The 18,644-nt window shown below is 61.0% G+C and carries 20 protein-coding genes; 9 read left to right on the top strand and 11 right to left on the bottom strand.

The features are described from left to right. Positions 1–8: 8 nt before the first annotated feature. Positions 9–422: a YccF domain-containing protein gene (locus tag ACKFRY_RS10725; RefSeq protein WP_150851819.1), complete on the top strand. Its 414-nt coding sequence runs from the start codon at positions 9–11 to the stop codon at positions 420–422. Between the two features lie 167 nt (positions 423–589). Here ACKFRY_RS10725 and pgi read toward each other — a convergent pair whose 3' ends face one another. The 3 genes from pgi to ACKFRY_RS10710 all read right to left on the bottom strand — a co-directional run bounded on the left by pgi (position 590) and on the right by ACKFRY_RS10710 (position 4,031). Then, on the bottom strand, positions 590–2,227 hold the full coding sequence (pgi, locus tag ACKFRY_RS10720; protein WP_408922835.1) for a glucose-6-phosphate isomerase: 1,638 nt from the start codon (positions 2,225–2,227) through the stop codon (positions 590–592). Between the two features lie 86 nt (positions 2,228–2,313). Further along, entirely contained in the window at positions 2,314–3,660 is a 1,347-nt protein-coding gene (locus ACKFRY_RS10715; protein WP_150850873.1) for a Na+/H+ antiporter NhaC family protein, read from the bottom strand. 47 nt (positions 3,661–3,707) lie between these two features. Continuing rightward, positions 3,708–4,031, bottom strand: a complete 324-nt coding sequence (locus ACKFRY_RS10710) for a chorismate mutase (protein ID WP_023021988.1) — start codon at positions 4,029–4,031, stop codon at positions 3,708–3,710. A gap of 97 nt (positions 4,032–4,128) precedes the next feature. Between ACKFRY_RS10710 and pcrA the strand changes: the two genes are divergently transcribed. Continuing rightward, the gene (pcrA, locus tag ACKFRY_RS10705) at positions 4,129–6,654 is read left to right on the top strand and encodes a DNA helicase PcrA (RefSeq protein ID WP_408922834.1); all 2,526 of its coding nucleotides are present in this window, start codon (positions 4,129–4,131) and stop codon (positions 6,652–6,654) included. On the opposite strand, the gene ACKFRY_RS10700 is transcribed toward pcrA, so the two are convergent. Further along, positions 6,651–7,409, bottom strand: coding sequence for a M23 family metallopeptidase (locus ACKFRY_RS10700; RefSeq protein WP_083798075.1), 759 nt, complete (start codon positions 7,407–7,409; stop codon positions 6,651–6,653). The genes pcrA and ACKFRY_RS10700 overlap by 4 nt on opposite strands. A gap of 633 nt (positions 7,410–8,042) precedes the next feature. Next, positions 8,043–8,792, bottom strand: coding sequence for a M23 family metallopeptidase (locus ACKFRY_RS10695; protein WP_200436010.1), 750 nt, complete (start codon positions 8,790–8,792; stop codon positions 8,043–8,045). A 428-nt stretch (positions 8,793–9,220) separates the two neighbouring features. Here ACKFRY_RS10695 and ACKFRY_RS10690 point away from each other — a divergent pair, with 428 nt between their 5' ends. From ACKFRY_RS10690 to ACKFRY_RS10670, 5 genes are read left to right on the top strand one after another with little or no spacing between them, the layout of a single operon-like run. Beyond that, a complete protein-coding gene (locus ACKFRY_RS10690) occupies positions 9,221–10,900 on the top strand; it encodes a DUF6350 family protein (protein ID WP_408922833.1) in 1,680 nt (559 codons plus the stop codon). Positions 10,901–10,922: 22 nt separating this feature from the next. Further along, positions 10,923–11,531 (top strand): phosphoribosylglycinamide formyltransferase, encoded by a 609-nt coding sequence (gene purN / locus ACKFRY_RS10685; RefSeq protein ID WP_408923430.1) that lies wholly within the window; start codon positions 10,923–10,925, stop codon positions 11,529–11,531. A 27-nt stretch (positions 11,532–11,558) separates the two neighbouring features. Continuing rightward, entirely contained in the window at positions 11,559–13,091 is a 1,533-nt protein-coding gene (gene purH, locus ACKFRY_RS10680) for a bifunctional phosphoribosylaminoimidazolecarboxamide formyltransferase/IMP cyclohydrolase (RefSeq protein WP_408921360.1), read from the top strand. Positions 13,092–13,106: 15 nt separating this feature from the next. Then, the gene (locus tag ACKFRY_RS10675) at positions 13,107–14,054 is read left to right on the top strand and encodes a hypothetical protein (protein ID WP_408922832.1); all 948 of its coding nucleotides are present in this window, start codon (positions 13,107–13,109) and stop codon (positions 14,052–14,054) included. A 24-nt stretch (positions 14,055–14,078) separates the two neighbouring features. Beyond that, positions 14,079–14,711 carry a hypothetical protein gene (locus ACKFRY_RS10670; protein WP_049359251.1) on the top strand — a complete coding sequence of 211 codons (633 nt, stop codon included), beginning with the start codon at positions 14,079–14,081 and terminating at the stop codon, positions 14,709–14,711. A 16-nt stretch (positions 14,712–14,727) separates the two neighbouring features. Here ACKFRY_RS10670 and ACKFRY_RS10665 read toward each other — a convergent pair whose 3' ends face one another. From ACKFRY_RS10665 to rpmB, 6 genes are all read right to left on the bottom strand, one after another. Then, the gene (locus ACKFRY_RS10665; protein ID WP_005323796.1) at positions 14,728–15,444 is read right to left on the bottom strand and encodes a TetR/AcrR family transcriptional regulator; all 717 of its coding nucleotides are present in this window, start codon (positions 15,442–15,444) and stop codon (positions 14,728–14,730) included. A gap of 102 nt (positions 15,445–15,546) precedes the next feature. After that, a complete protein-coding gene (locus tag ACKFRY_RS10660) occupies positions 15,547–16,326 on the bottom strand; it encodes a putative nucleotidyltransferase substrate binding domain-containing protein (protein ID WP_408922831.1) in 780 nt (259 codons plus the stop codon). 240 nt (positions 16,327–16,566) lie between these two features. Further along, entirely contained in the window at positions 16,567–16,821 is a 255-nt protein-coding gene (gene rpsR, locus ACKFRY_RS10655) for a 30S ribosomal protein S18 (protein WP_005279904.1), read from the bottom strand. A gap of 15 nt (positions 16,822–16,836) precedes the next feature. Then, a complete protein-coding gene (gene rpsN / locus ACKFRY_RS10650; protein WP_005279906.1) occupies positions 16,837–17,142 on the bottom strand; it encodes a 30S ribosomal protein S14 in 306 nt (101 codons plus the stop codon). A gap of 3 nt (positions 17,143–17,145) precedes the next feature. Further along, complete coding sequence (gene rpmG, locus ACKFRY_RS10645; protein ID WP_005279910.1) at positions 17,146–17,310, bottom strand: 50S ribosomal protein L33; 165 nt, start codon at positions 17,308–17,310, stop codon at positions 17,146–17,148. Between the two features lie 2 nt (positions 17,311–17,312). Next, positions 17,313–17,549: a 50S ribosomal protein L28 gene (gene rpmB / locus ACKFRY_RS10640; RefSeq protein WP_005279911.1), complete on the bottom strand. Its 237-nt coding sequence runs from the start codon at positions 17,547–17,549 to the stop codon at positions 17,313–17,315. A 473-nt stretch (positions 17,550–18,022) separates the two neighbouring features. Here rpmB and ACKFRY_RS10635 point away from each other — a divergent pair, with 473 nt between their 5' ends. Together ACKFRY_RS10635 and rpmF are read left to right on the top strand one after the other, a co-directional pair. Further along, positions 18,023–18,292, top strand: coding sequence for a type B 50S ribosomal protein L31 (locus tag ACKFRY_RS10635; protein ID WP_005323793.1), 270 nt, complete (start codon positions 18,023–18,025; stop codon positions 18,290–18,292). 15 nt (positions 18,293–18,307) lie between these two features. Further along, on the top strand, positions 18,308–18,481 hold the full coding sequence (gene rpmF, locus ACKFRY_RS10630) for a 50S ribosomal protein L32 (RefSeq protein WP_005279913.1): 174 nt from the start codon (positions 18,308–18,310) through the stop codon (positions 18,479–18,481). Positions 18,482–18,644 lie beyond the last annotated feature (163 nt).

Here is an 18,644-nt window from a genome sequence, read left to right as displayed (position 1 = left end):
TGGGGGTTATGCGTACCCTTCTCAATATCATTTGGTTCATCACCGGCGGGTTCCTCCTCGCCCTGGCCTATTTCATCTTTGGCATCATTGCCTGCATCTTCATCGTTACTATCCCCGCGGGCGTGGCGTCGTTCCGCATGGCTAATTTCGCCCTGTGGCCATTTGGCCGCTCGGTGGTGCAGCCGGTAAAGGGAAGCGGCTCCATGTCCACCTTCTCCAATATCGTTTGGTTCCTCGTCGCCGGCCTGTGGCTGGCCATTGGTCACGTCACCACCGCAGCGGCACAGGTAGTGACCATCGTGGGCATCCCGGCCGCGCTGGCCAATTTGAAGATGATCCCGGTGACCTGCTTCCCGTTCGGCCGCCGGATTGTGAACTCGGAGGAGATTCCTTTCGGCTGGGAGCCGATGGTTAAGCTCTAAGCTCCGCGGACCACTGACAAAACAAGCACGTTTCGCCCGATTTCGCGCTGATTTGGGGCAGAACGTGCTTGTTTTACATCGCCGTGGGGCGAGCGAGGCCATAAAGCAGCCGCGTTATCCGCCCCGCCGAGTGGGTGGGAGGGGATAACGCGGCTCAAAGTGGGCCTTTAGCGGTTGGAGCGGTACCAACCGATGAGCTCATCGGTGGACTGGTCGCCGGAGTCGGCAGCCTCAGCGCCGGAGACGGCCGGGGCCAGGTCATTGGCCTGCTGCTTGCCCAGCTCCACGCCCCACTGGTCGAAGGAGTTGATATCCCAGATAACGCCCTGGGTGAACACGATGTGCTCGTAGAGGGCGATGAGCGCGCCGAGCACGGCGGGGGTCAGCTCCTCGGCCAGGATGGTGGTGGTCGGGCGGTTGCCCGGCATGACCTTGTGCGGCACGACGGCCTCGTCTACGCCTTCGGCCGCGATTTCCTCTGCGGTCTTGCCAAAGGCCAGGACCTTGGTCTGGGCAAAGAAGTTGCCCATGAGCAGGTCATGCATGGACCCGGAGCCATCGGCGGTGGGGAAGTCCTGCTTCGGGCGGGCAAACCCGATGAAGTCCGCCGGGATGAGGTGCGTGCCCTGGTGCATGAGCTGGAAGAAGGCGTGCTGGCCATTGGTGCCCGGCTCGCCCCAGTAGATTTCCCCGGTGGATGGGGCGGTAACCGCGGTGCCATCGCGGCGCACGGACTTGCCATTGGATTCCATGGTCAGCTGCTGCAGGTAGGCCGGGAAGCGGCCGAGGTCCTGCGAGTAGGGCAACACGGCGTGGGTTTGGGCGCCGAAGAAGTTGGTGTACCAGACACCGAGGAGGCCCATAAGTGCGGGGACGTTTTCTTCCAATGGGGTGGTGCGGAAGTGCTCGTCCATGGCGTGGAAGCCCTCGAGGAAGCGCATGAAGTCCATCGGGCCGATGGTGCACATGAGGGACAGGCCGATGGCGCAATCTACGGAGTAGCGGCCGCCGACCCAGTTCCAGAACGGGAACATGTTCTCGGTATCGATGCCGAACTCGGCTACCTTCTCCGCGTTGGTGGATACGGCGACGAAGTGCTTGGCCACGGCGGATTCATCACCATCGAATTGCTCGATGAGCCAGCGGCGGGCGGCGTGCGCATTGGTTAGCGTCTCCTGGGTGGTAAAGGTCTTGGAGGCGATGATGAACAGGGTGGATTCTGCATCGAGGCCATCGAGCGTGGCTGCCATATCGGCCGGGTCCACGTTGGAGACGAACTCGGCGGAGATGCCGGCGACCTCATAGGAACGCAGTGCCTTCGCCGCCATGGCCGGGCCCAGGTCAGAGCCGCCGATGCCGATGTTGACCACCTTTTTGATGGTGTGGCCGGTATGCCCCAGCCAGGCGCCGGAGCGCAGCGCAGTGGCAAAATCACGCATGCGGCCCAAGACCTCGTGGACATCGGCGGCAACGTCCTGGCCATCAACGCTCAAGTCATCTTCGGCCGGGATGCGCAGCGCGGTGTGCAGCACGGCGCGATCCTCGGTGTTATTGATGTGCTCGCCGGCGAACATGGCTTCGCGGCGGGCCTCAAGGTCAGCGGCCTTGGCTACCTCAACCAGCTGCTTGACGATGTCCCCGTCGATCAGGTTCTTCGACAGGTCGACGTGCAGCCCGGCGGCGTCGAAGGTGAAGTTGCGGGCGCGGTCTGCATCGGCGGCAAAAAGCTCGCGGAGGTTGAGGTCCTTCTTGTCCTCATATACCTTCGCGAGCTCGCTCCACTGGGCAGATGCGGTGATATCCATGGTGGTAGGCCTTTCTGGCAACTAGCGCATTGGCAACATGTACCCCTCCCACCGTAGTCCAGAAAGCGCCACCGCGTCGGGGCCTTTTAGAGGATGAGCGCGCCTGTCCAGCCGGCGATAAGCAGCGGAATATTGAAGTGGATGAAGGTGGGAATGACCGAGTCGCGGATGTGGTCGTGCTGGCCGTCCGCGCCGAGGCCCGCGGTGGGGCCGAGGGTGGAGTCGGAGGCGGGAGAGCCGGCGTCGCCAAGCGCGCCTGCAGTGCCAATGAGCGCCACGGTGGCCGCGGGGCTAAAGCCCAGCGACATGCACAGCGGCACATAGATAACGGAAATGATGGGCAGGGTGGAAAAGGACGAGCCGATGCCCATGGTGACCACGAGGCCCACCACCAGCATCGCGCCGGCGGAGAGGACCTTATTGGTGCCAAAGAGGTTGGCGGTGGCATCGACCAGTGGGCCGACTTCATTGGTGGCCGTCATGACCGAGGCGAACCCCTGGGCGGTGATCATGATGAAGCCGATGAGCGCCATCATCTTCATGCCATTGGTAAAGACATCGTCCGCGTGCTTCCAATCCACCGCGCCGGTAAGCAGCAAAATTCCCAAGCCAGTCAGCGCGCCGACCATGAGGCCATCGGACTCGAAGTCGAGAGCCTGCATGACAATCTGCACCGCAAAGGTGGCAATGATGGCCACGACGGACACCCACACCTTATAGGCCGAGGGGGCCTCCTGGTGCTCCTCAGCCGTGATGGGCAAGTTTTCATAGTCGCGCGGATTGCAGTAGCTAAAGAAGATGGCGATGAGTAGGCCGGCGAGCATGCCGAGCGCTGGCACGCCCATGACCTGCATGATATTGATATCGGAGGTATCAAGCCCCGCCTGCTGGATATTAAAGAGCAGGATGTCATTTAAGTAGATGGAGCCAAAACCCACCGGAATAAACATGTAGGTGGTGATAAGGCCGAAGGTCAGGCAGGTGGTAATCAGCCGGCGGTCCAGGCGCAGCTTATTCATCACTGTCAGCAGCGGCGGGATGATGAGCGGAATGAAGGCGATGTGGACCGGGATGAGGTTCTGGCTCATCACGGACATGGCAATGAGCCCGAGGATGAGCATCCATTTAGTAGCCAGGGCCGCTTTGGGATCTGCTTCGCCGCTGCCGCCGAGCTTGCGGATGAGGAAATTAGCCAGGACCTGTGGCAGCCCGGCCGAGGCCACACCCATCGCAAAAGCTCCCAAAAGGGCATAGCTCAGCGCAATCTTGGCGCCGCCGCCCAAGCCGTCTTGGAAGGCGACCATGGTGGCATCAAGCCCCATGCCCGACAGGAGCCCGCCGACGATGGCTCCTAGGAAGAGCGCTACCACTACATGCACGCGCAGGAGGGCGAGCACGAGCATGACTATGACGGCGACGAGAACTGCATTCATGCTAATTCAGGGTACTGCATAGTATCGGCTGGCCAGTAATTATACGGCTAGCCCAGCCGGCCGCGGCCCATCCGTAGCAGCGCCGAAGCGATGGTGGGGCCTTCTTCCCCAAGTTCATCGCGGAACTGATTCAAAATGGCGATCTCGCGGGTGTGGACCAGGCGGGTGCCGCCAGAGCTCATGCGGGTGCGGCCAATAGCCTGGGAGACTTCTGTGCGGCGCTTGGCAGCATCCAAGATGATGCGGTCCATGCGGTTGATTTCTTCGCGATACTGCTGGATCTCCGCATCAGAAAGGGGATCATCCGTACCCGAAGGCGTGCGGATGTCCAGGCCGTTATCGACGATGTCCTTGTTATCTTCTGCGGTCATAAGACCATATTGTGCCACCCGCCCGCGCAAAAGGAAATAGCAGCTCGCACGGCGGAAACGGGTCGTGTCCGGTGGGGCTAGTAGGTTGGAAGGCACTATGAACGAAAACTCTCCTTTTAGCCCTTCCCCGTCCACCGGTGGTGCCTCGAACCCTAGCCTCTTTAGCGGCTTCGGCGCACCGCGCGCAGCGAGCCCGCAATCCGAATCCCCCGATGCTTTGACCGACGGCCTCAACCCACAGCAGCTTGAGGCCGTTACCCACTCGGGCAGCCCGCTACTCATCGTGGCCGGCGCTGGTTCCGGCAAGACTGCCGTGCTTACCCGCCGCATTGCCTATCTCATGCGCCATCGCGGGGTAAATCCGTGGGAGATCCTCGCCATTACCTTTACTAATAAGGCCGCCGCGGAAATGAAGGAGCGCGTGGGCGGGCTGGTCGGCCCCGTGGCAGAGCGCATGTGGGTATCTACCTTCCACTCCATCTGCGTGCGCATCCTGCGCCAAAATGCGCAGCTGGTGCCGGGGCTTAATACCAATTTCACCATTTATGATGGCGATGATGCCCGCCGGCTATTGTCCATGATTGCTAAGGATATGCAGCTGGATCTGAAGAAGTACACCCCGCGCGTGCTGGCTAATCAGATTTCTAATCACAAAAATGAGCTCATCGGTCCCGAATCCGCACTGGAAAAGGCACAGCAGACGAAGAACCCGTTTGAAACCACCGTGGCCCAGGTCTATGCCGAATACCAGCGCCGCCTGCGCGCGGCCAATGCCGTGGACTTTGATGATCTCATCGGTGAGGTGGTGCGGATTTTCACCCAGCACCAGCAGGTGGTGGATTTTTATCGCCGGCGCTTCAAGCACGTGCTTATCGACGAGTATCAGGACACCAACCACGCCCAGTATGCGCTGGTTGCCGCGCTCGTGGGCAGGGGAGAGCTCGGCCCCGATGCCCCCGAGTTGTGCGTAGTGGGCGATTCCGATCAGTCCATTTATGCCTTCCGCGGGGCCACCATCCGCAATATTCAGGAATTCGAGCGCGACTACCCACAGGCGCACACGATCTTGCTGGAACAGAATTATCGCTCCACGCAGACCATTCTCAACGCGGCCAATGCCGTGATCGCCAAGAATGAGAATCGCCGCGAGAAGAACCTGTGGACCGCCCACGGTGAGGGCGAGCAGATCGTAGGCTATGTTGCCGATAATGAGCATGATGAGGCGCGGTTCATCGCCTCTGAAATCGACTCCTTGGCGGATAAAGGCCGCAGCTATTCCGATATCGCGGTCATGTACCGCACCAATAACGCCTCCCGTGCGCTGGAAGATATCTTTATCCGCTCCGGAATTCCGTACAAGGTGGTGGGCGGCACGCGTTTTTATGAGCGGCGCGAAATCCGCGATATGGTGGCCTACCTGCGCATCTTGGATAACCCGGACGATACGGTGAGCCTGCGCCGCATTATCAACGTGCCTAAGCGTGCCATTGGTGACAAGGCGCAGGGGCATATTGCCCTCCATGCGGAAAACCACGGCATTAGCTTTGGCAAGGCGCTTGCCGATGTCCCTCGGGGCGACGTCCCTGGCCTGGGCACTCGGGCCATTAACGCTGTCACCAAATTCAACGACATGATGGAGGGCATCCGCAATCAGATCCCGTCCATGCGCGATGAGGTTACCGGCCAGCCGGATTTGGGCGAGCTGCTTTCCGCCATTTTGGATGCCACGGGATACAAGGCGGAATTGGAAAATTCGAATGACCCGCAGGACGGTGCCCGCCTGGATAACCTCAACGAGTTGGTATCGGTGGCCCGCGAATTCACCTCGGAGGCGGCTAACCAGCTTGCTGCATCCGGTGCGGATGCAGTGGACCCCTCCGAGCTAGTAGAGGAGGGCGAAGCTGCGCCCGGCTCGTTGCAGGCATTCTTGGAAAAGGTGTCGCTGGTGGCCGATGCTGACCAGATCCCGGATTCTGAGACTGGTGTGGTCACCATGATGACTCTGCACACGGCCAAGGGCCTCGAGTTCCCCGTGGTCTTTTTGACCGGCTGGGAGGATGGCCAATTCCCGCATATGCGCTCACTGGGTGAGCCGAAGGAATTAAGCGAGGAGCGCCGCCTCGCCTATGTGGGCATTACCCGGGCTCGCGAGCAGCTGTATCTTACCCGCGCCATTTTGCGCTCGGCGTGGGGCAATCCGGTGACTAATCCCGCCAGCCGCTTCCTCGGCGAGGTCCCAGAAGACCTCATCAACTGGCGGCGAGAAGACTCCGATAGCTCCCTGACCGGAGCGTGGGGCGAGGACGACTACCAATATGGTCGCTCCTACGGCCGTGATTGGTCCGGGTGGGGCAGTGGTGGTTCCCGGTCCGGGTCGCGCGGTGCAGGGCGCGCTGCGTCTTCCCCATCGCAGCGCACCAGCAAGCCGGCGGCGACCTCGATGCCTAAGAACAATAACCTCAACCTAGCCGTGGGTGACCGTGTCAATCACGCCAAGTACGGGCTCGGAACTGTCATTGAGACGTCCGGCTCCGGCAAGCGCGCCACGGTCACCGTGGACTTTGGTTCTTCCGGTAAGGTCCGGCTGATGCTCATCGGCGGAGTGCCGATGGAAAAGCTTTAGACCGAAATGCCGCGCTCGTTGAACCAGGAAACGGGGTCAACGGCGGCGCCTCCGCCTGGGTGAATCTCAAAGTGGAGGTGCGGGCCAGTGGAGTGGCCCTCGCTGCCAATGCCGGCGATTTCCTGACCCGCGGTCACGCGCTCGCCCACATTTACCTTGAGCAGGTCTGCCGGCATGTGACCGTAGACGGAGATGGTGCCGTCATCGTGCTGGATGCGGATCCAGTTGCCAAAGCCCTGCGCTGGACCGGAGTTGATGACGGTGCCGTCCATGACCGCGTGAATCGGGGTGCCCACCGGGTTAGCTACGTCGATGCCGTTGTGCATCGTGCCCCAGCGCGGGCCGAAGCCAGAAGTAAGCGTGCCGGAGGTAGGAAAGACCACGGTATTGCCCGCGGAGTCCGTGCCGCGCTTCGTGGTGAGTCCCGAGTGATTCCCCTGCGGTGCGAAAGCTTCCTTCAGGCCCGGTACAGTGCCCGGGTCTAGGACGATATTGACGCCGCCGGATTCGTTTCCATCTACCTGCGGGGTAGCCTCGCCGTTCAATACGCCAACGGTGGTGGTGGCCAGGCCAACAAGGGCGTCGACCACGCCGGCGTTATCTACATTGGTAGCGGTGGGCTCGGAGGAGCCGTCCGATACGTCCACGCTAGCCACTGGCTCTGCAGCAAAAGCGGTGGTGCCGGTAGCAAGTACGGTGCCAAGCGTAACGATGCTCAGCGCCACGTTCTTGCGTGCGCGGTTCATGCGCTTCATAGTTAAAGTCCTTTTCATGGCTGTGCATGGTCTCGGGACGCCCGCACCCTGGAGGGGGCGGCGTCTTTCAACTGCCAACCGCGACACGCCGAAAGCCGAAATGCTTGCGCTCGTAATCGCTCGTGGCAACGAGTTAAAAGTTAGCCCGCTCCAACGGCCCGCGCAATCTTAGAAAACGCTGGTAGCGGCGGAAATATTTCGAAATCATTCGAACATGCCAGCTTGTTGCGCGTGTTACGAATGTGATTGGAGTGGCGTCTGTAAAGTACTGGTTTAGGGTCTGGGGGTAGACTTTGGGGGTGGGCGTGCCGCTCTGGAAATGGCGTGTTGCGTTCAAGCCCAGTGATTAGTGTAAATGTGTATTTACCTGCGACAAGGCTGCGTACTGGACTTGGCTGTGCGGCGCAATTTGTGTCTAGGGTCCGGTGGTGGAGCGCTTGTCTTGACGGGGCTTGCCTTTTGTTGGAGGCGCAATGGGAAGGCTGGGACGCATTTGAGTCGTCTTGGGGAAGGTTGGCTGCAGCCGCGGTGGTCGGGAGCCGGCGCTGGTGTCTTTAGGGCAATTGTGGACATGAAAAAGCGCCGCAGGAAAGCCACTGCGGCGCTTAACAAGAAGGTGTTGGGGTAGGGGCCTTAGAGGTCGATGCCTCGCTCAGCCAGCCAAGGCTGCGGATCGATTGCCTCGCCACCGTTCGGGTGAACTTCGAAGTGGAGGTGGGAGCCGGTGGAAAAGCCCATCGAGCCCATGCCGGCGATCTTCTGGCCGGCATGCACGTGTTCGCCAACGGCCACGTCAAGAGTTTGCATGTGACCATAAACGGTCATGGTGCCGTCGTCGTGCATGATGCGGATCCACTGGCCAAAGCCGGAAGCTGGACCGGAGTCGATGACCGTACCATCCATGACGGCAAGGATTGGGGTGCCGGGAGAGTTGGCGATGTCGACGCCCTTGTGGAAGGTGCCCCAGCGCATAGCGAATGGAGATGTGAATGCGCCTTCGGCAGGGCGGGCTACAGATGGTGCGCGAGCGGCTTCATCGGCGGCGGCGCGCTCTTCAGAAGCCTGGATGGCTTTGTTGAGCTGATCGGTCAGATCGGCAACCGGCTTAGCCTCAGCAACGTTGAGGATCTGCGGAGTGGTATCAACGGGGGCCTCGGCAGCGTCCTCAACCTGGGTGGAATCAGAAGCGAGCTCGAAGTCAACGGACTGCGTCTTGGTGGTGGCCGCGTCATCAGACTGGATGTTTGCAGCGGCTGCGCCACCAACGCCGGCCGTGGAAACTGCACCTGCCGCAACCGTCATTACGGCAATGCGGCCCTTCGCGGTCTGCGAGGTGACAATCTTGCGATGGCGGCCGGCGCCACGCTGAACTTTGCTTCGCATTAGGTCTTCTTTCGTTATTTTCACAATCTGCGCAGAACGGGTGTTACGTCCCCGCCGAGTTAGTTACGAGATTGTGACCTTCTTGTTACCAACGAGATGTAACAGTAGCGTCTCGAAAAGATAACAGCAACCCAAATTAAGAAATTTTTAGGCGTTGCTCGAGGGAATTGCCCACGAGCAGGCAACATAATCCGAATGGCATATTATTACTGCGACCAAGATCCCACTCGGGCTGCGTGTGGGTCATATAAAACCGATGACTTTCCATTCATGTTACTGCAGCCAGAGTTAAAGGTGTGAAACCAGGGTAGATTTTATACTCCTAATATATATGTGTGGTCAAGGTGCAGGGGTGTCACCGGTGATTTTATGGCTACCTCGTCGCGCCACCCCAGATCTGCTGCCGGAAAGTGGCAAAGTGGACGCCGATGAACAAAAACACCAGCCCCCAATCTCGGTCAACGCCCCGCCCGCGTAGCCAGGCGCGGGGCCGTACGGTGCGCGCGGAGCGCACCCCACGCGCGCCTCATCCCAGTGGGTCACGCCAGTCCTCTGGATCGGCGCAGCGCGTCGCCCGCAAAGCCGGCTCCAAGGCCAAGGCGCGCCGTACCCCCGCGCCGTTGACCAAAGCCGGGCGCATTCGCCGCATGCTTATCACTGCGGCAGTACCCAACGTGGTTATTGTCCTTATCATTATGGTCATCGCGCTGGGCGGTCTCATGCTCGCCGGCTCTCCCATGGCGTGGTGGTACACCATCGTGGCGGAGGCCTGGATGGTCTTTAACCTCGCCCCGGTCTCTGCGGCCGATGTGAATATTTCCTTCTTGCCGGCTTTGCCAGCGCTTATCCTTGCCGCGGTGGTGGCGGTTCGGGTGCGCAGCGCGGTAAAACATAAGGTTAGCGTCAACGACTTGCTGACGCTTCTGGCCTGTGTGCTTGGGGTCCCGGTGGTATTTACCATTATTGCGTGGCTGATGCTGTGGGATGCGGGCAAGGTCTATGACGTCTCCCCGCCAAACCTGGCGCAGGCGTTGCTGCGCGTTATTGTTCTGCATCTGGCCGCCATGGTGGCCGGCATGGGCTGGCGCTTGTGGCGGGCGTTGGCCAAGCGTTATGGTGTGCCGCGCCCGCTTGTCGACGCCACCCAGATCGCCCTTCGCTATCTCGCCTACCTGGCCATCGGCGCAGCCGTAGTCTTCGCGGTGGTATTCCTGGTCAACATCTCCCGTCAGGGTGAGATGATGAATGACTATCCCGCGGTTTCCGGCTTAGGCATTGCTGGTCTCGTGCTGCTGAGTCTGCTGTATATTCCCAATGCCATCGTGAGCACCGCGGCGGTATTGGTGGGCTCGGAGTTTTCCGTAGGTGAAGGCTCGGTAAGCCTCTTTAGCGCCCACCTCGTGCCGCTGCCGCCGCTGCCCATTACCGGCGGCATTCCAGCATCCGCGCCCAGCTGGGCGGTGGCGCTATTAATCGTCCCCCTCGGCGCTGCAATCTACTCGTTGTATAAGAAGCGTCCGAACTTTCAGGACGTACTAGTAGCTACGGTGGCCGCCGCAGTAATCATGCTGGCTGCCTGCTACCTCGTCAGCGGTGACCTTGGCTACTATGGCGCGACCGGCCCGCAGCTGTGGACTGCCGCAGGTCTTACCGCCCTGTGGATGGCCGTCGTTGGTTGCGCCGTTGCCGCAGGCTTCGCCTTCGTAGCCTGGCGCGCGGCCCGCACGGCACCAGTTGCGGACCCCGCCGATGATGTCACTACCGAGGCAACCGATGTAGCCGCCGCCGAAACCGACGAGGCTCCCACCGACTCGGAGCGCGAGCCCATCACCGATCCGGAAATCGTGGACGCCGAGGTAGTCGAGGACGAGCCCGAGGATTCCGCACCTGGCGAGGTCGTAGAGGAACCGGAAGAAGAGCAGGAAGAAAAGGGCACTCCAGCCGAAGAAACAGCGGAGGAGCCGGAAGAGGAACCGGAAAAAGAGGCTGAGGAGGGCGATGAAAGGGGCGTCGCCAAGCCGCTGAGCCAACAGTTCAAGGACCAAATGGGGGAGAGTGAGCAGGACTCTGCGGGCGAAGATTCCCCCGAGGAGGGGGAGAGGGGCTAGGCTATAGCGCGTGACTTCACCGATGCCTCCGCGCTATACCGCTGACCCTGAACGCCTCCGAGTGGTGGTGCTCGTTTCTGGAACGGGTTCCTTGCTGCAAGCCATCGTGGATGCCCAGGCCGGGCACTACCAGGTAGTCAAGGTGGTGGCGGATAAGGAATGCCACGGTATTTCGCGCGCACAGGACCACGGTATTGATACCGAGGTTGTGGCGCTGGGTGCGGATCGCGCCGAATGGAATCAACGTCTGGTTGACGCAGTAGATGCTGCGCAGCCAGACGTTGTTGTTTCTGCGGGCTTTATGAAGATCCTGGGCCAGGAATTCCTGGGCCGCTTCGAAGGCCGCACCATCAATACCCACCCGGCGCTGCTGCCTGCCTTCAAGGGAGCGCACGCGGTGCGCGACGCCCTGGATTATGGCGTGAAGATCACTGGCTCTACCGTCCACTTTGTGGACGCGGGCGTGGATACCGGCCCCATCATCGCGCAGCGCCCCGTTGCCATTAACGCCGACGATGACGAGTCCACCCTCCACGAGCGCATTAAACAAGTAGAGCGCGATCTCATCGTGGAGGTGCTGCGTGCAGCTAACGTCCACGACGAGAAACTAACTATTCAACTCGCAGACTAAGACTTTTCGAAAGGCTTAATCCTCCTCATGAGCGAAGACCGCAAGCAGGTAAAGCGCGCCCTTATCAGCGTGTACGACAAGACCGGGCTGGAGGATCTAGCCCGCGCCCTCGATAAGGCAGGCGTGGAAATCGTCTCCACCGGCTCCACCGCGAAGAAGATCGCGGACCTTGGCATCGAGGTCACTCCGGTAGAAAAGCTCACCGGCTTCCCGGAGTGCTTGGAAGGCCGCGTCAAGACGCTGCACCCGCGCGTGCACGCCGGCATCTTGGCCGATACTCGCAAGGACGACCACCTCAACCAGCTCTCCGAGCTCGAGGTGGAGCCTTTCCAGCTCGTCGTGGTCAACCTGTACCCCTTCCGTGAGACGGTGGCCTCGGGCGCGGACTTTGATGGCTGCGTGGAACAGATTGATATCGGCGGCCCATCCATGGTGCGTGCGGCCGCCAAGAACCACCCGTCTGTTGCCGTTGTCGTGGATCCTGCCCGCTACGACGAGGCCGTGGAGGCCGTGAACAACGGTGGCTTTACCCTAGAGCAGCGCCGCGGCCTGGCGCGCGACGCCTTCCTGCACACCGCGGATTATGATGCGACCGTCTCCGCGTGGTTCGTGGACCAGCTCAGCGAGGAGGGGCAAACCACCCCGCTGCGCTACGGCGAGAACTCTCACCAGGCGGCCACCGTTACCCGCATCGGCTCCAAGGGCCTTGCCAATGCCACCCAGTTCAATGGCAAGGAGATGAGCTACAACAACTACCAGGATGCGGATGCCGCTTGGCGCGCCGCGTGGGACCACGAGCGCCCCTGCGTGGCGATTATCAAGCACACCAACCCATGCGGCATTGCCGTGTCCGAGGAATCCATCGCCGCCGCCCACCGCGCGGCGCACGCGTGCGACCCCATGTCCGCCTTCGGCGGCGTGATTGCCGTCAACCGCGAGGTCACCGTAGAGATGGCCAAGCAGGTCAAGGAGATCTTCACCGAGGTCATCGTCGCTCCTTCCTATGAGGACGGCGCCATCGAGGTGCTCAAGGCCAAGAAGAACCTGCGCGTGCTGCAGGCAGAGCACGAAGACCAGCACGAGGAGCGCAAGTACATCTCCGGCGGCGTGCTCACCCAAGAGCCAGACACCTACCAGGCCGAGGGCGATAACCCGGCCAACTGGACCCTGGCTGCGGGCGAGGCCCTCAACGAGTCCGACTTGGCTGAGCTCGAGTTCGCCTGGCGCGCCGTGCGTGCGGTGAAGTCCAATGCCATCTTGCTGGCCAAGGACAATGCCACCGTGGGCGTGGGCATGGGCCAGGTCAACCGCGTTGACTCCGCCAAGCTGGCCGTCGAGCGCGCCAACACCCTGGCCGATGGCGCCAACCGCACCGAGGGCTCCTTCGCCGCCTCCGACGCCTTCTTCCCGTTCGCCGATGGCTTGCAGGTGCTTCTCGACGCCGGCGTTAAGGCCGTTGTCCAGCCCGGCGGCTCCATCCGCGACGAAGAAGTCATCGCTGCCGCAAAGGAAGCCGGCGTTACCCTGTACCTGACCGGTACCCGTCACTTCGCGCACTAGCCTAAGCTAAATGCCATGACATTCCCTATCCGCCGGGCCCTGCGCCCGGCAGCCGCCCTCGTCGCCTGCGCGCTCACCCTAAGCGCCTGCGGTGACGAGGACGCGGCGAATAATTCCCCTACCTTTGTCAACACCGAGGCCCGCGGCACGGCCGATCCCCTCTACGGAAAAGAGACCACGTCCGCAGCGCCCGCGGCCTCATCCGCAGCACCAGCCGCCTCGTCTGCGCCGGCCGTTTCTACGGAGCCATCGGCCGCGGCGCCTTCCGGAGACGTCCAAGCCGTGCTTGACCGCATCGTGGCCGAACACGGCGATGTGGGCATCGCGGTCTCCGATGGCACGACCACTATTGAAGCGGGGCGCACCGCTCCCGAAGCCGCGTGGTCAACCTCCAAGGTGCCCGTCCTCATCGCGGCGAATCGCACGGGTGCGGCCGATAGCCAGCTAGTGTCCTCTGCAATCACCTACTCCGATAACGAGGCCGCCAAGGCCGCGTGGGCGGGGCTAGGGGAGGGCACCGCAGCCGCGCAGGCCGCACAAAGCGTCATCGCGGAGGCGGGCGATACCGCCACCCAAGTTCAATCCCAGGTCACCCGTCCGGAATTTACGGCCTTTGGCCAAACCATGTGGAGCGTGGGTAACCAAGCAAAGTTCATGGCCGGGGTGCGCTGCGTTGAAGGAGCCCAGCCGATTATCGACGCCATGGGTGTCGCCGATCCCGCCCAAGCCTACGGCCTGCGCACCCTACCGGGCGCCTTGATGAAGGGCGGCTGGGGCCCGAGCCCCGCCGGCGCCTACGACGTGCGGCAGATGGGCATTGTGCAGCTGGGCGGGCACGACGTCGCCGTGGCGCTGATTGCCTCGTCTCCTGATGGCCAGTACGCCTCCACCCAAACGGTGCTTACCTCCATGGCCGAAGCCCTAGCGCAGGCCGAAACCCAGTGGCCCAGCCCCGCCTGCTAAGCCTGTCAGTAGAAAGGAAAACTCATGACTTCTCGCTTAAGCCTCCGCCCGATTATTGCCGCAGGCGTCGTTCCGCTCGTGGCCGCCAGCCTCGCGCTGAGCGGTTGCAGCGACTCCACGGACGAAAACGCCCCGAGCTTCAAAGGCGAGGGTAGCGGCATGACCACGGTGAATAACTCCGACAAAGAAGAGGAGAACGCTGAGGAAACTACGGCCGCCCAAAAGACCGTAACCAAGGAAGAGGAAGCCCCAGAGGAACCGCCGGTAGTCACGGTCACGCAGACGGAAAAGCAGGAGGCCCCGTCGTCCACCGGTGGGGGTCAGAAGACTGGTGTGGGAAACTACATTTCTGACTTCAATGAGTACGGATGGCTCGATGGCGGCTACGCCAACTGTCAGCGCTTTGAGCGTGCCTTGTTCGCTGGGTCTGGTCCTGACGGCAGGGTTATCATTTGCGAGACCGGAGGTGGCTACAAGTTCTATCGCTCGTCGATGTTTGATGGCCAGTTTGAATCGGGTGACGTTACCCAAGACGGCAACAACTACTACGTCAATGCGGATCCGTCGATCATTGTGGTGACGCCGAGTGGCGTAAGCGTGCGCGAGGGTGGCGGATTGGCCGCCACGGGCGAGTTCACGGAGTCGTGGCAGCGCTAACGCGGAAAGCGAGGGGCTAGCGCGACTTCTTCTTGCGGTCGGCCGCCGCTGCGGCGGCCGCAGAGATGGAGTCGTTGCGATTCTTCAGCAGCTCCAAGGTGGTTTCCTCGGCGTTTTCGGGGACGGAGGCGCCGAGGACGGCCAAGGCGGCGTCGGCAAGCATGGCGGCAGTCTCCGGAACCGACTGGGAAGCGTCGAACGGAGGGGTGCCGTTATTGGGGCGCATTTCAATAACGGACAGCGCGATGTGGAAGGGCAGCTCCACGCGGGGGTCATCCTCGCCCACGATGGCGGCGGCGGTGGAGCGGAAATGGTTCTGCAGGCGGTCGCGTGACTCGTGATACTCGGAGAACTCCGGGGAATTGGCCACCGGCAACTGATACAGGCGGCCCACGTTCCAGCCGCTGGTGAGCAGTAGGCGCGATTCCGCGGCGACCAAAGACCACAGGCGCTGTGCCGGGTCCGCGTCGGTGCCCGCCAACTCATCGGCCAACTCCAAGGAAGGCTCGATGGTGGAATTGAGCAGCGTCAGGAAAATCTCCGTCTTGGACGGAAAGTGATAGTACAGCGACGCCTGACGGATGCCTACCGCGTCTGCGATCTGGTGCGTGGACGTGGTAGCAAAACCCTGAGTAGTGAAAAGCTCGGAGGAGGCGTCCAAAATCTCCTCACGGGCGCTATTGCCCCTGCGCCGCGGGCTGTGTTTACGCGGCCTACCGACATTGCCTGCCATGCGGTGGGACGCCTCCTTTCACAAAAGAGAAATCGCTTTTAATAATCAACTGTACAATCTTATGCCCGACTAGGTACTGCTTCCGAATCCGCACCGTAGAGACTATTTATATTCTTCCGCCCGCCGGGAAATAGACTCAAACGCCGCCGAGACAATGCGGCACGCGGAGCCATAAGCAGTGCGGTCCAACGGGGGGAGATCGCGCAGCGTGGCCGGGCGATCGCTAACGCCCTCATACCAACGGCGCAACTCTAACGCATAACCGGTGCGCCACGCTAGGTCCAAAGACTCTGCGTCTGCGGCGCTGAGGAGATCGCGTTCCACGCCAATCGCCAGGCGATCCACCGTCGGGCGCGGCCCCGGTGCCGCCCAGCGCGCGATAGCTGCAATGGGGGAGAGCAGCGTGGCCTTGATGTCTACCGCTGCATCGCGGTCCGGCAGCCCATCGACCATCTTGAGGGCAGGCGGACGCTGGGCCAAGGCTTCTTCCAGTAGTGCTTGTTCTCCGCCGTTTCCGAGGGGCAGGCCGGCGTCGACGCGCGCGGCGATGGAATCGGCGGCTGCGTGAGCTTGGAGACCGACATCGGCGAAGACGTCTTGGAGATCGGCATCGTCGCCCATCCACTCCACAGGCATGGACGGCAGCTGGTCGCCGCGGGCCGCAGCGCCGCTGAGGCGGACTGGGGAGTTGACCCCCGGGGAGCGAACAATATCCGTAATCAGCCGGGAATACCAGTGGGCCAATTCAATCTCATTGTCCTGGTGGGCGACCGCGTTGCGCAAGATATCTTGGGCCTCTGCGAGCAGTCCGCGGGCCGTAGCGCGGGACTGGCAGTGCGGGGCGAGCTCGGAAAGATCGAGTAGGGATTGGTGCAGGGCCATTGCTCACTGCCTTTCACTAGTGCGGGGCCGGTGCTTCCCCGCCGGCTGCGGGGTGCACGAATGCTTTCAATCTAACACTTCAGTTCTGTGATCCGGGCATGTGGGCCGGGTGGAAGGAGTGGGAGGCCAAAACGACTTTCGCCGCCTGCCCTCGAGGAGGGAGGCGGCGAAAGTTTATGGTTCTTTTACCGTGTCACACTTGCCAGCGGCAAAAGTGCGCTGTTGATACCCAGCTACTGTTTAGCGGGTGGTGAACGGCAGGAGAGCCATTTCGCGTGCGTTCTTGACTGCGGTAGCAACCTGACGCTGCTGCTGCGGGGTCAGACCGGTGACGCGACGGGAACGGATCTTGTGACGATCCGAGATGAACAGACGCAGAGTCTTGGTGTCCTTGTAGTCCACCTTCTCGATGCCCTCAGCCTTCAAAGGGTTCTTCTTCGGGCGACGGCTCTGCTCCATACGGAACTTCTTTTGGTTATTGCGCTTATTAGCCATTGTGCAATTACCCCTTTACCAGCTGGACTTACGAACGCCCGGCAGCTCACCACGGTGAGCCATGCCGCGCATACGGACACGGGACAGGCCGAACTTGCGGAGGTAACCGCGTGGGCGGCCATCGGCAGCGTCACGGTTACGTACGCGGGCTGGGGAAGCGTCACGAGGCTGGCGGTTCAGCTCGAACTGAGCCTCCAGGCGCTCCTCATCCGGGGTGTTCGGGTTCTTGATGATCTTCTTGAGCTCAGCGCGACGCTCCGCGTAGCGGGCGACGATTTCCTTGCGCTGCTCGTTCTTAGCGATCTTGGACTTCTTAGCCATTGATTATCGCTCCTCGCGGAATTCGACGTGCTTGCGGGCAATCGGATCGAACTTCTTCAAGGTGATGCGATCCGGGTTGTTGCGCTTATTCTTACGGGTCACGTAGGTGTAACCGGTGCCCGCAGTGGACTTAAGCTTGATGATTGGGCGGATATCGTTACGTGCCATACTTAAATCTTCTCCCCACGTGCGCGAATCTTAGCCACAACGGACTCGATGCCATCGCGGTCGATGATCTTCATGCCCTTGGTGGAAACATTCAGGGTGATGGTACGGCCCTCAGAGGGCAGGTAGTAGCGACGACGCTGCACGTTGGGGTTCCAACGGCGCGAAGTGCGGCGGTGCGAGTGCGAGACCTGCTTGCCGAATTCCGGCTTGCGGCCCGTTACCTGGCAAATAGCCGACATGGGTCTTCTTTCTCCTAGCCGCCCACATCATGGCTATAGACAATGAAGCGCCGACTGCCGTGTGAGGGTGGCAGTGCTCAAAAGTGAGGTGTGAGCGGGTGCGGCGCCATTGTCAAACACCAGTAGACGGGGCGTAAAACGTATATTTTGACAACAGCAAGGGAAAATCTTACAGCCTCGGACGCGAATTACCTAATCGCTATCTTGCTGTGGCAAGTGAGCCGTTTGCCGTGCTGGGGTGGTGTTTGCCTGTGGGGTGCCGCCAAGCGTGATGCAAGAAACGTGAGTGAAATGTGTGGTCGCCGCTGGTCGGGGATTTCGTATATGGGTTAGTTGACTGTAGGATAATTCAGGTTGTTGACCCGTGCCACGCGGCGCGCGGTTAACAGAGTGAAATTTGTACGTCCCAACTCGGGCACGATCCTCACTAAGCGTGTGGAACCGACCCGTAGTCCAACCCTGAGGGAATATATATGAAGAAAGATATTCACCCGGATTACCACCCGGTAGTCTTCCGCGATGCTGGTACCGGTCACTCCTTTTTGACCAAGTCCACCGCTTCCTCCGACCGCACCGTTGAGTGGGAAGACGGCAACGAGTACCCCCTGATCGTCGTTGACGTTACCGCTGAGTCCCACCCGTTCTGGACTGGTGCACAGCGCGTTATGGATACCGCCGGCCGCGTCGAGCGCTTCAACCAGCGCTTCGGTGGCATGGCACGCCGCAAGAAGAAGAACGCGTAAGGAGGAGAGTAGAAAATGGCAACTCCTAAGTTTAAGAAGTCCCGTGCGAACACCCACGCACGCCGTTCCCAGTGGAAGGCTGACAACGTAGCCCTCCAGGAAGTCACCATCGACGGCCAGACCGTTCGCATCCCGCGCCGCCTGGTTAAGGCTGCCAAGCTGGGCCTGGTTGACGTAGAGCAGTTCTAAGCTGGCTCTTAAATCTCCCCGTCCGCTCTCCTTAGAGGGCTGGGCGGGGATTTTTTAGCTTTAGAAACCTCCTATAAGCATGTTTTAACCGTATTTGGGGGGCTATGGGGGGTAAATATTTCTCTTAACTTCATGAAGTTGACTGCCATCAGTAATAATTAGG

Origin of the sequence: Corynebacterium tuberculostearicum (genome assembly GCF_046097255.1) — a bacterium.
Taxonomy (GTDB): domain Bacteria; phylum Actinomycetota; class Actinomycetes; order Mycobacteriales; family Mycobacteriaceae; genus Corynebacterium; species Corynebacterium tuberculostearicum_J.
The sequence above is the reverse complement of the archived record's forward strand: the minus strand, read 5'-3'. Positions and strand labels throughout refer to the sequence as shown.